13 protein-coding genes and 1 pseudogene are annotated in these 11704 nt (G+C 64.1%); 9 read left to right on the top strand and 5 right to left on the bottom strand.

Annotated features, from left to right (window positions below; genetic code table 11):
• Nucleotides 1-482, bottom strand: a pseudogene (locus JNC62_RS07525) (OmpA family protein); the annotation flags it as partial.
• A gap of 358 nt (nucleotides 483-840) precedes the next feature.
• On the opposite strand from JNC62_RS07525, the gene JNC62_RS07520 reads away from it, so the two are divergent.
• From JNC62_RS07520 to JNC62_RS07505, 4 genes are all read left to right on the top strand, one after another.
• On the top strand, nucleotides 841-1626 hold the full coding sequence (locus JNC62_RS07520; RefSeq protein ID WP_374837431.1) for an ABC transporter substrate-binding protein: 786 nt from the start codon (nucleotides 841-843) through the stop codon (nucleotides 1624-1626).
• A gap of 160 nt (nucleotides 1627-1786) precedes the next feature.
• Complete coding sequence (locus tag JNC62_RS07515) at nucleotides 1787-2590, top strand: ABC transporter permease (RefSeq protein WP_374837429.1); 804 nt, start codon at nucleotides 1787-1789, stop codon at nucleotides 2588-2590.
• Nucleotides 2587-3417, top strand: coding sequence for an ABC transporter permease (locus tag JNC62_RS07510; RefSeq protein WP_374837428.1), 831 nt, complete (start codon nucleotides 2587-2589; stop codon nucleotides 3415-3417). The genes JNC62_RS07515 and JNC62_RS07510 overlap by 4 nt, the downstream gene beginning before the upstream one ends.
• Before the next feature lie 146 nt (nucleotides 3418-3563).
• The gene (locus JNC62_RS07505; protein ID WP_374837426.1) at nucleotides 3564-3830 is read left to right on the top strand and encodes an usg protein; all 267 of its coding nucleotides are present in this window, start codon (nucleotides 3564-3566) and stop codon (nucleotides 3828-3830) included.
• Between the two features lie 22 nt (nucleotides 3831-3852).
• On the opposite strand, the gene JNC62_RS07500 is transcribed toward JNC62_RS07505, so the two are convergent.
• Nucleotides 3853-4575, bottom strand: coding sequence for a DUF2270 domain-containing protein (locus JNC62_RS07500; protein ID WP_374837424.1), 723 nt, complete (start codon nucleotides 4573-4575; stop codon nucleotides 3853-3855).
• Between the two features lie 141 nt (nucleotides 4576-4716).
• Here JNC62_RS07500 and JNC62_RS07495 point away from each other — a divergent pair, with 141 nt between their 5' ends.
• The 5 genes from JNC62_RS07495 (at nucleotide 4717) to JNC62_RS07475 (ending at nucleotide 9668) form a co-directional block, all read left to right on the top strand.
• Nucleotides 4717-5550: a class I SAM-dependent methyltransferase gene (locus JNC62_RS07495; protein ID WP_374837422.1), complete on the top strand. Its 834-nt coding sequence runs from the start codon at nucleotides 4717-4719 to the stop codon at nucleotides 5548-5550.
• 75 nt (nucleotides 5551-5625) lie between these two features.
• A complete protein-coding gene (locus JNC62_RS07490; RefSeq protein WP_374837420.1) occupies nucleotides 5626-6180 on the top strand; it encodes a hypothetical protein in 555 nt (184 codons plus the stop codon).
• Complete coding sequence (locus tag JNC62_RS07485) at nucleotides 6138-7349, top strand: hypothetical protein (RefSeq protein ID WP_374837418.1); 1212 nt, start codon at nucleotides 6138-6140, stop codon at nucleotides 7347-7349. The genes JNC62_RS07490 and JNC62_RS07485 overlap by 43 nt, the downstream gene beginning before the upstream one ends.
• Before the next feature lie 69 nt (nucleotides 7350-7418).
• Complete coding sequence (locus JNC62_RS07480; RefSeq protein WP_374837416.1) at nucleotides 7419-8705, top strand: MgtC/SapB family protein; 1287 nt, start codon at nucleotides 7419-7421, stop codon at nucleotides 8703-8705.
• A gap of 90 nt (nucleotides 8706-8795) precedes the next feature.
• Complete coding sequence (locus tag JNC62_RS07475; protein ID WP_374837414.1) at nucleotides 8796-9668, top strand: NAD(P)-dependent oxidoreductase; 873 nt, start codon at nucleotides 8796-8798, stop codon at nucleotides 9666-9668.
• Nucleotides 9669-9729: 61 nt separating this feature from the next.
• Here JNC62_RS07475 and JNC62_RS07470 read toward each other — a convergent pair whose 3' ends face one another.
• The 3 genes from JNC62_RS07470 to JNC62_RS07460 all read right to left on the bottom strand — a co-directional run bounded on the left by JNC62_RS07470 (nucleotide 9730) and on the right by JNC62_RS07460 (nucleotide 11537).
• Complete coding sequence (locus tag JNC62_RS07470; RefSeq protein WP_374837413.1) at nucleotides 9730-10215, bottom strand: Lrp/AsnC family transcriptional regulator; 486 nt, start codon at nucleotides 10213-10215, stop codon at nucleotides 9730-9732.
• Nucleotides 10216-10282: 67 nt separating this feature from the next.
• Nucleotides 10283-10906, bottom strand: coding sequence for a uracil-DNA glycosylase family protein (locus JNC62_RS07465; RefSeq protein ID WP_374837411.1), 624 nt, complete (start codon nucleotides 10904-10906; stop codon nucleotides 10283-10285).
• A 43-nt stretch (nucleotides 10907-10949) separates the two neighbouring features.
• A complete protein-coding gene (locus tag JNC62_RS07460) occupies nucleotides 10950-11537 on the bottom strand; it encodes a thermonuclease family protein (protein ID WP_374837409.1) in 588 nt (195 codons plus the stop codon).
• Nucleotides 11538-11704: the final 167 nt, after the last annotated feature.

The following is an 11704-nucleotide window of genomic DNA, read 5'->3' as shown; positions in this document are numbered from 1 at the left end:
TTCTGCTCCGCCTGCTGCTCCTGCTGCTTCTTGCGGCGCTCCTCGCGGGCCTTCTGCCGGTCCGACTGCTGCTGCTCCTCGGCGGCGCGGTTCTGCTCCGCCTGCTGCTCCTGCTGCTTCTTGCGGCGCTCCTCGCGGGCCTTCTGCCGGTCCGACTGCTGCTGCTCGTCAGCGGCGCGGTTCTCTTCCGCCTGCTGCTCCTGCTGCTTCTTGCGCCGTTCCTCGCGGGCCTTCTGCTTGTCGGACTGCTGCTGCTCGTCGGCTGTACCCTTTTGTTCTTCCGCCTGCTGCTGGCGCTGCTTGCGCCGCAGCTTGCGAAGCTCTTCCTCGGAAAGGCCGCTCTCGTCGGACTGAACCTGGATCACGCCTTGCGTGGTCCCGGCCGGCTGCATCGGGCGAATCGCTGCCGCATGCGCCGGCTGCCAGATGAGCGATGCGAGCGGCAGTGCCACCGTGGCGAGCAATTTGGTTCGGTTACCCATTACGTCTTCCTTGTCTACCGCTGAGTCCTTCGGCAAAGCGTGGACCAGCCATTCCGGGCGATTTTGTGGTCCGGTCCGCAGACCGAATCCTGCACTGTGGACAAGCTATTGGTCCGCATCTGAACTCGTGATGAACGATGCGTTTCGGCTCCATTCACCGGTCCATACAACGCGCAACCACGCCACTCGGTTCATTCGCCTCCGGGGGACAACCCGCCCGATCGCCCAGCCCGTGCAGTTGGTGGTTGATTTTTCCTGCGAAAGAAGTCGATTATCGCGCCAAGCGGGCCAGCAACGCCCGCCCGGGAAACCGCCGAGAACACCAATAACCGGCCGGTTCGAAACAGAGAGGACAAAAATGCGCATTTCCAAACGTCTTACCATGGCCGCGTCCGCAGCCGTCATCACGCTGCTGGCCGGGTCTGCGATGGCCGAGGGGGAAAAGATCATCATAGGCACCGAGGGCGCCTATCCCCCGTTCAACACCCTCGAGGCCGACGGCACGCTGACGGGCTTCGACGTCGATATCGCCAAGGCGCTCTGCGAAGAGATGAAGGCCGAATGCACCTTCGTGACGCAGGACTGGGACGGCATCATCCCGGCGCTCGTCGCCAAGAAGTTCGACGCCATCATCGCCTCGATGTCGATCACCGAGGAGCGCAAGCAGAAGGTCGACTTCTCGGCGAAGTACTACAACACGCCGCCGGCGATCGTCGTGCCGAAGGATTCCGAGATCACTGCTGCGACCGCCGAAGCGCTCGCCGGCAAATCGCTCGGGGCCCAGTCGTCGACGACCCATTCCAACTATGCCGAAGCGCACATGAAGGGCGCCGAGCTGAAGCTCTATCCGACCGCCGACGAGTACAAGCTCGACATCGCCAACGGCCGCGTCGATGCCGTCATCGATGACGTCGTCGTGCTGTCGGAGTGGCTCAAGACCGAGGATGGCGCCTGCTGCAAGCTGCTCGGCACGCTGCCGGTCGACCCGGTCATCAACGGTGCCGGCGCCGGCATTGCCGTCCGCAAGGGCGAGACCGAGCTGGCCGACAAGTTCAGCAAGGCGATCCAGGGCATCCGCGCCAGCGGCAAGTACCAGGAAATCAACGCCAAGTACTTCCCCTTCGACGTTTACGGCGAAGAATAGTGGCAGTCCCGCTTATGCGGGGATTTTGTGACCTGATACGGGATTGTGTCGACGGGAGGGCTTGCCCTCCCGTCATTTTTGTTTGAGAACAACCTGAAACAGAAGGCGTGTTGAAGCGCCGCGCGATGAGCGCGCCAAGCGCGCCGGGGGTACATTTGGCATGAGCGGGTTCTTTTCCGCCATCGCGGGGGCGATCTCCGCGCTTCTAAGAACGATCGATCCGTTGTGCGGCCCGGCCGGTGTTTTTCGCTGGTTCGCGGGCGATACGCTGCTTGCCTGTGGCGACGCCGGCTGGGGCGACGAGATCGCCACCGGCTTCCTCGTCACCGCCAGCCTCGCCCTGGCGACGCTGCCCGTCGGATTGCTGTTCGGCTTCTTCATCGCACTCGCCAAACAGTCCGAGGAGCGTTCGCTGCGGCTTGCTGCCGACATCTACACGACCATCTTCCGCGGCCTGCCGGAGTTGCTGACGCTCTTCATCGTCTATTACGGGCTGCAAATTCTTGTGCAGAACCTGCTGTCGGCGCTCGGATACGAGCAGGCGATCGAGATCAACGCGTTCTTCGCCGGCATGATCGCGCTCGGCGTCGTCTTTTCCGCCTACTGCTCCGAGGTGCTGCTGTCCGCCTTCAGGGCGATCCCGCGGGGCCAGTACGAGGCCGGCGATGCGCTCGGGCTGCATCGGGGCAAAACCATGCGCCTGATCATCCTGCCCCAGTTGGTCCGCATCGCCCTGCCCGGGCTCGGCAATCTCTGGATGACGCTGCTGAAGGATACCGCGCTGGTCTCCGTCGTCGGCTTGCCCGACATCCTGCGCCAGACGGGCATTGCCGCCCGTGTCACCAAGGAGGCCTTCCTGTTCTATGGCATCGCCTGCATTCTCTTCCTCGTTCTCGCCCTCCTGTCGTCGATCGCGTTCTCGGCCATCGAGGCGCGCGTGACGCGATCGGGGGTCGCACGATGAGCGTCGTCACCACTCTTATTCCGCCGCAGGCGCCGCCGCCTGCCCCGCCGCGGGCCTACACGCTGTCGCGCTTCTTCGGCAGCATCGCCCTCGGCATCTGGCTGGCGCTCGCGGTCGGCATTTTCCTGACCGTCGTCGGCGGCTGGGATCCGGATAAGTTTGCCAAGTATGGTCCGAGCTATCTGTCCGGTCTCGGCGTGACGCTGTTGCTGGTTGCAATCTCGATCACGCTCGGCGCACTCGTATCGCTGCCGCTCGCCTTGGCCAGGATGTCGAACAGCAAGGTGCTGTCCTGGCTCGCCTATGGTTACATCTACTTCTTCCGCGGAACCCCGCTGCTGACGCAGCTCTTCCTCGTCTACTACGGCCTCGGCAGCTTCTCGGCGGAGCTGAAGGCGCTCGGCCTCTGGGGCTTCTTCCGCGACGCCTGGAACTGCGCCCTTCTCACCTTCACCCTCAACACCGCCGCCTACCAGGCCGAGATCCTGCGTGGCGCGATCGAAAGCGTGCCGCGCGGCCAGCACGAGGGCGCCGCGTCGCTCGGCCTGCCGAAGCGGATCACCTTCTTGAAGATCGTCCTGCCGCAGGCGCTGATCGTTGCGCTCCGGCCCTATGGCAACGAGATCATCCTGATGATCAAGGGCTCGGCCATCGTCGCGATCGTCACCGTCTTCGACCTGATGGGCGAGACACGGCGCGCCTTCTCGCGGACCTTCGACTACCAGACCTATCTCTGGGCCGCGCTGCTCTACCTGATGATCGTGGAGTTCCTGCGCAACCTCTGGGCCTGGCTCGAGGCGCGGCTGACGCGCCACCTCAAGCGCTGACGCAAACTTGGCAGCACTCAACCCGAATTGCTGCCAAGCTATTGTTTTGAATAATTTATTTCCGCTCAAAACCAAAATCAACGATTGATTAACCACCGCCGTGGCTCAATCATAGGGACCATCATTCAACCAAGATGAGGTCCGGAATGACACAGGATTTGGAACTGCAACTGAAGGGCTACGGCGTGACGACGGCCCAGATCCTTTACCGCATGCCCGACCATCCGACCCTGCTGCAAACATACGTCTGGCAGCACTACGACCTTGCTCCGGAGTTTCCCGAAATGCGCCAGTTCCTGCGGTTCTGGCAGGAGAAGCTCGACGGGCCGCTGCATTCGGTGCGCTATGTGCACCGCAAGCTGATCTCCGCAACCGAGTGGAGAGCGCTGAAGGGCGAGTTCATCTTGCACTGAGGGCGCATCTGGGCGCACCGTCTCAGACATGCGCCTCGCCACGCACGCGTTCGCCCTCGGATTGCTCCTGGTGCAGAACGGCTACGAGAATGAGCAAGTAGAAGGCAGCGACGACGGCCAGAACCACACCACCCGGGATGGCGCCGAGCGCGGCGTTCTTCAGCACCTGGTGGAAGGACAGCGCGACGTCGAAGGGGCCCGACTCGGTCATCGTGGACGAGGAGATCTTTAGCGCCCAGGCCAGCAACAGGATCAGGTACATCCAGGAATAGTTCCGTCGCAGCCGGCGGCAGGCGGCCTCGCGATAGCCAATCTGGAACTGTGGCTTGCGCAGGCTCCTGGCAATCGCGGCGGCCCAATCGGGCGACAGATCGCCGCGCGGATCCAGGAACTCGGCGAAGTATTTCTTCTCGATCTGCCGAACCCGGGCACGATAGACGTCGAAGAAGCGGTAACGTCGCGCCTCGATTAGGAGCAGCAGCGAGATGAGCAGCATGGCGAACAGCAACACCCCGTGATGCGAACTCGGCGTCGACAGCGAAACGGAGAGCATCGCCGCCACCACCGTGATCGCCCAGTTCGTCGTCCGGTCGATCCGGTCGCGCCAGCCGGCCATCCGGCCCAATTCGCCGCGATAGTAATGAACCATCAGGTTGATCGCCTCCGTCGAGGTCGCGGGCAAATGCGTCGACGGCACCTCCCCATTGTCCGGCTGCGCGGAAAACGACGCGACTTCACCCGCCATCGGTTTTCTCCGTTTTCTTCTTTTCCTTGAAGGAGATGATGCTCCTGTTTGCTGCGATTGTGAAATGTCAATTTCGCCTTGGATGGGTGACGGCCGCTGGCCAGCATTGCCAAACGGCGCCGCCAGCCCTATGAGACGCCCATGAAGAAGATCGACGAAGAAGCGCTTGCCGAAGCCTACAACCGTGCCCTCGCCCTGGAGAAATCCGGCGACTTCGACGCGGCGGCGAAGGCCTATGCGGAAGTCCTGGCCCTCGACCCGGAGGATCACGGCGGCGCGGCGGTGCGCCTGGCCTCCATGGGCCGGGGCGAGACGCCGGAGAAGGCGCCGGACGCCTACGTCACCACCCTGTTCGACCAGCACGCGGAAGTGTTCGAGGACGTGCTGGTGGAGCAACTCGGCTACGCCGTGCCGGTGCTGGTGCGCCAACGCCTGCAGGCGCTCGGACTCGGCCCCTTCAAGCGCATGCTCGACCTCGGCTGCGGCACCGGTCTCACCGGCGGCACGCTCCGCGACATGGCGGACGACATCACCGGCATCGACCTGTCGGAGAACATGGTCGAAGTCGCCCACGAGAAGGATCTGTACGAAACACTCTACGTCGCCGAGGCCGTCGATTTCCTCGACGACAACGACGAAGAGCCCTTCGACCTGATCACGGCGACCGACGTCCTGCCCTATCTCGGCGCGCTCGAGCCGCTGTTTTTCGGCGCCGCGGACAATCTTCTGCCCGGCGGCCTCTTCATCTTCTCCTCCGAAACGCTTCCCGCCGAGGTTCTGGCCGGCCGCAGCTTCATGGTCGGCCCGCACCAGCGCTTCGCCCATGCGCAGGACTATGTGCGCGACCGGCTCGATGCCACCGGCTTCGACATCGTGGAGATCTCCGACATCACCGTGCGCATGGAAGAAGGCGAGCCGACGCCCGGCCACCTGGTAATTGCGCGGCACCGGGGCGAGGCGCAACTCAACCTCTGATTGCGACAGGTTTCTAGCGCCACCTTTGAGGATGAATTAGCTTATGTCCCCATTCTCAGAGGGGACCTGGCGCGGATGGAGAACGTCACAGGGGCAAAGGATGTCGCATCTTACAGCTACGTCACGACCGTGCTTCTCTACATCTGGGCGCATGTGAACGGCTGGGCACTGCTGGTCGCCATCCTCACGCCTGCCCTGATCATATTCGGCCGCCAGGAGATCCGTGTCCGCCGCGTGCGGCAGATCTTCGATTTCGAGCGCACATTCGAGGACATCGCGTCCTCTGATGAGAATCGCATCAATCCTTCGTTCGAGTTCGTCCGCAGCAAATACCTGTCCGACGTCGACCTGGATGGTGGCTGGGAGGCAAGGATGTCCCCCCTGCCGACAGGCATCCCCCTCAACGACCTGCTGAACCGGATCCGCCGGCAGGGCCTGCGCCGGGACCTGCGTCTCTTCGTGTCCTCGGTCGGATTGATGATCGTGACCTATCTTGGCTTCGACGCCCTGATGGCGGCGTTTCGCTGTAATCTCAGCAGCGTGGCCTGCACCTGTGCCAGCACCTGTTTGCCGCTTGCAACGCCCCCGTGGAGACGGCGAAAAGTGCGGCGGCCGGCTACGGCAACTTGATCGTCATCGGCGCACTGGCCTTTGCGGGCGCCTATGTGGGCGCCGCTCGCAACTTCCTGCGCAACCTGGCCGTCTACGACCTCAGTTCTTTCACGTTCCTCAAGCAGAGCGTCGAGATCGTTGCTGCCAGCATCTTCGCCATGATCGCGTTTGCGGCCCTGCCCGATCCATTTTGGGTGTTCGCGGCGCCAGCAGGCGGCGACAGCCAAAGTGTCCCGGCACGCAGTGGGGAGATCTCCGCCATCTGGATCGCCCTCGCCCCCATCCTCGGCTTGATGCCGCGGTCAGCAACGCAGTTCGTCTACACGAAGACGAGAAATCTCATCGCCTGGATCAAGTCTGAGGACGACCGGTTCGAGAGGGTGACGCGCATCACCCCGATGGACGTCATCGACGGGATCGACTTCGCCACGCGATTCCGTCTGGAGGATTGCGGCATCTACGACGTGCAGAACCTGGCAGCAGCCAATCCGATCATGCTGCACATCGAATCGCCGTTCGGCATCTACCAGTGCATCGACTGGGTCGCGCAGGCCCAACTCTGCCACATTCTCGGCATCGAGAAATTCCTTATGATGCGCGAACTGAACATCCGCACCATTTTCGATCTGGAGCGGGCGATCGACAGCAAGGGCGAGCCAAACGAAGCCGATACGATCTACGCCGGCATCCTCTTTGCAGCCACCGACAACCTGCGTTCGGTGTCCGCGATCGGCAACAGCCGGCCCTTCATCATGCAAGACGGCAAAGTCGCAGCGGTTTCCATTGATGACTACTGCGCCTGGGCACGCACCGTGATCGGCACCACGCCGGAGCAGACGACCCGTTGCATCGAGCACGTCATGCGCTGGATCGGCGATGATCTCCATGTCCGCCGGTTGCGACTGGTCTGGAACGATATTTCCAGCTCCCTTGGTCCGCGCGCCTGGGCGCTGCAGGATGCCGTCTGCCCTCAAAGCAAAGAAAGCGCCGCCGGTCCGTCCGACCGGGCTGATAATGGCGGATCGGCAGCGGGCGAAACCGCCGCACCCCCGAAAGCCGAGGGCGGCGCGGCAGATGCAACTGACACCGGCATCGACCCGGAGCCGAGCGAACCCGCGAAAGCAGACGAGACTGCTGACACACAACAACAGGCAGACGCCCCGCGTTCGCCGCCGGACGACAGGTGATAACCCGATCCCCTCCGCCGCTCGCCCGGCCGGACTTGCGCAAAGCCGGAAGGCGGATATGCTGCCCCGATGGATACTATCGAAGCATTTCAACGCCTTGGCGTGGCCTTGGCCGTCGGGCTCCTCATCGGCATCGAGCGCGGTTGGCAGGAGCGCACCGTCCGCGCCGGAGGCCGGACGGCCGGCATTCGCACCTTCGCCCTGATCGGTCTCCTTGGCGGCCTGACCGGCTACCTCCAGCCCTATTTCGGAACAGCCTTCGCGATCGCCGTGTTGCTTCTGTTCGGCGCGATCTTCACCCTCTTCAAACGCCGGGAGGCGGAGGAGGAGGAGGACTACAGCGTCACGGGCGTCGTCGCCGCGATCTTGGTGTTCGTGCTCGGCACCGCCGCGGTCGTCGCCGACCCGGGCGTGGCCGCGGCGGCGGGTGTGGTGACCGCCGGCTTCCTCGCCGCCCGAGACCGACTGCACGGATTTCTGAGGCGGCTCACCTGGGTCGAGCTGCGGTCCGCCCTGGTGCTGCTCGCCATGACGGTGGTCGCCCTGCCGCTGCTGCCGGACCGCGCGATCGACCCCTGGGGTGGCCTCAATCCGCGAAGCCTGTGGCTGATGACGGTGATGATCGCCGCGATTTCCTACGCCGGCTATATTGCGGTCCGGGTGGCTGGACCCGATCGCGGCATTCTCTTCGCCGGCGCCGCCGGCGGACTCGCCTCCTCGACGGCGCTTACGGTGGCCTTTGCCAATTTTGCCCGGTCGGCACCGGAGAGCGGCCGGCAACTCGCCGCGGGCGCGATCATAGCGGGCACTCTTTCCCTTGCTCGCGTTCTCGTCCTCAGCTTTCTTCTGGCGCCTTCCCTTTCCCTCAGGCTCGCCGCCTCGCTGGTGCCGGCGTTGCTCGCCATGCTCGCCGTGGTCGTCTGGACGATCTGGCGTGGGACCGAGCGGCAAAAGGCCCCGGAACTGAACATGAACAATCCGTTCGAACTGCGCGTCGTTCTGCAGTTCGGGGCGCTGCTCGGGGCGATCACGTGGATCTCCAAGGTGCTCGCCGACTACGCGGGGCCAGCCTTGCTCTACGTCGTGGCTGCCATTTCCGGCACCATGGACATCGATGCGATCACGCTTTCCACCGCACGGCTGGCCAGTGGAACGCTTTCGCTGGACACGGCGGCAACCGCCATCCTGATCGCCGTCGTCGTCAACCTTTTGACAAAGGTCGGGCTGGCGGCGTCCGGGGCCGGTGCAAGCGCCTTTACCGCGCGCCTGGCCGGAGCAACGCTACTCTGCATCGGCTGCGGCCTGGCCGGCTACGTGCTGCTCATGCCGCTTGTTCCCGCACCCGCGCCAGCCTGACCCACGGCGACGACACAAGAGGCTGCAGGCGCGCTTCCGCCGATGGTCGCTTTCCGATACATCACCGACAGGTATAGAGGAGAATAAAGCATGGCAAATGTCGCGTTCATCGGCCTCGGCGTCATGGGCTACCCCATGGCCGGCCATCTCAAGGTCAGGGGCGGCCATGACGTCACCGTCTACAACCGCACTTTCGCCAAGGCGGAGAAGTGGACGGCACAGTTCGGCGGCAGGGCGGCCCAGACACCGGCGGCGGCGGCCGAGGGCGCCGACTATGTCTTCGTCTGCGTCGGCAACGACGACGATCTGCGCTCGGTCACCACCGCTGAGGACGGCGCGCTCGCCGGCATGAAGCCCGGCGCGATCCTGATCGACAACACGACCGCCTCGGCCGAGGTCGCGCGCGAACTGGACGAAGCGGCAAGGGCCCGCGGCTGCGCCTTCCTCGACGCGCCGGTCTCCGGCGGCCAGGCCGGTGCCGAGAACGGCGTGCTCACCGTCATGTGCGGCGGCGACCAGGCGACATTCGACAAGGCCAGGCCGGTCATCGACGCCTATGCCCGCATGGTCGGCCTGATGGGACCGGCGGGTTCGGGCCAACTGACCAAGATGATCAACCAGATCTGCATCGCCGGCCTCGTGCAGGGGTTGGCCGAAGGCATCCACTTCGGCAAGCGCGCCGGACTCGACATCGAGAAGGTGGTCGAGGTGATCTCCAAGGGGGCCGCCGGCTCCTGGCAGATGGAAAATCGCCACAAGACGATGAACGAGGGCAAGTACGACTTCGGCTTCGCCGTCGACTGGATGCGCAAGGATCTGGGAATCGTGCTGACCGAGGCCCGGCGCAATGGCGCCAAGCTGCCGGTCACGGCCCTGGTCGACCAGTTCTATGGTGACGTGCAGGAGATGGGAGGCAGGCGCTGGGACAGCTCTTCGCTGCTCGCCCGGCTCGAGCGCAAGTGATGAAAACGCCCATGGGCGGCGGACGTCGCCCGTGGGCACTGCGCCCGGCTCGCCTGCGTCTTCAGTCGTCTGCCGACTTGTTGTCCACGGCCATGTAGTCGAGCGGCAGCTCGGTCGTGTACTTGATCTGCTCCATTGCGAAGCTCGAAGACACGTCGCGGATCTCGATGCGGGCAATCAGCCGCTTGTAAAACGCGTCGTAGGCGGCGATATCGGGAACGACCACCCGCAGCAGGTAGTCCACGTCGCCGCTCATCCGGTAAAATTCCACCACCTCCGGAAAATCGACCACCACCTCCGAGAACCGCTTGAGCCATTCCGTCGAGTGTGCGTTGGTGCGGATCGAAACGAAAACGGTAACCTTCGTGTTCACCTTGACGGGATCGAGCAGGGCCACGCGGCGGCGAATGACGCCGTCTTCCTCCATCTTCTGGATACGGCGCCAGCAGGGTGTCGTGGAGAGGCCGACCTTCTTCGCCAGATCCGCCACGGCAAGCGTGGAATCCTCCTGCAGCAGCCGAAGAATCTTGCGGTCGAGACGGTCCATGAATGCTTCCCCCTTGAAACGAATTTTCTATTAAGACGACTCTCGTGGCAAAAGAAAGAACGCCATTTCATCCGATCAGGGTTTTCACCCGCTTTCGCAGTTCCGGCAGCAATTCCGCCGCAAACCATGGGTTGCGCTTCAACCAGCCCGTGTTGCGCCAGCTCGGATGCGGCAGCGGCAGCACCGCCGGCGCCGCTTCGGGTGCGATGCAACGCCGCCAGGCCATCACCGTCGCGGTCATCGACTTCTCCCGCATGCCCCCCAGATGCCAGGCCTGCGCATACTGGCCGACCGCCAGGACAAGCTCGACCTGCGGCATCGCTTTCATCACCTTCGCCCGCCAGTGCGGCGCACACTCCCGCCGCGGCGGCAGGTCGCTGCCGTTGGCGTCATAGCCGGGAAAGCAGAAGCCCATCGGGACGATGGCGAAGAGAGCCGGGTCATAGAATTGCTCGCGACTGACCTGCAACCAGTCGCGCAGGCGGTCGCCCGAAGCGTCGTTGAACGGCAGGCCGGTCTCATGGACCCGCAGGCCGGGAGCCTGCCCTGCGATCAGGATCCGAGCCGTGTCTGACAGAACCGCGACCGGACGTGGCTCATGCGGAAGGCGGCCCTGCTCCCCACCGAGCGGCTGATCGCGGCAGATGCGACAGGCTGCGATCGATGCCCGCAATGCTGCGATCTCTGCCAAATTCCCGTTCCGGCCCGCCTGTCCGGCCATCCCAAGCGCTCCGTCAATCGAGACCGAACAGCCGCAAAACCATCGAAAGGTAGCCGGCTGCCGTGTCATGCGGCTCTTCCGGTGGCCGGCCATGCCGCAGACGCCAGTCCTGCGGCCGGTCGAACGTACCGCTCCACAGCCCCTTGCGTTCTGCCCGCGCCAACGCTTCGACATTCTCGTAGTCGCCATAGGAAACCGCAAGGCCATCGCGCACCATGCGCTCGCCGAGATCGTCGTCGCCGACCCGGCAGCGCGCCAATGTCCGGTCGTATCGGTCGGTGCCGATCAGTCTGCAGGTGATCGTCCCACGGCGCAGCAGCTCGGCCAGATGCGCGCGGGCCGCGGCGCCGCAGTACCACTCCGCGCCGTCCCGTTTGCAGGGTTGCGTCAGTTCCGGGGCATCCATCCCGGAAAGCCTGATGCGCCGTCCGCCCATCGTCAGGGTGTCGCCGTCGGCGGCGCGGGCGGTGCTGCTGAACAGGTCACCTCCGGAGGGAGCCTCAAGCTTCACGGCAATCAGGGCCATCAACGCCAATAGGGCGACCGCAACGACAACATCGCGCCATTTCATGCGCTTGCGCACCAGAACCGCCCTCAACATCGCGTGAACCCGAGACCATGTCCGGGCCGGCCTACATGCCGCATTTCCTCACCCGCCGCGACCCTCGGCAGGTACGGCGCATCATCGCCCATACCGGCGAAATGGTTCGCAAATTGCTAATGTCCGGCAGGATCTTTTTAAGAATTCCCCCCTAGAGTTCAACAGTG

Source organism: Mycoplana ramosa (assembly GCF_041930185.1).
In the GTDB taxonomy this organism is placed as follows: Bacteria; Pseudomonadota; Alphaproteobacteria; order Rhizobiales; family Rhizobiaceae; genus Mycoplana; species Mycoplana ramosa.
The sequence above is the reverse complement of the archived record's forward strand: the minus strand, read 5'-3'. Positions and strand labels throughout refer to the sequence as shown.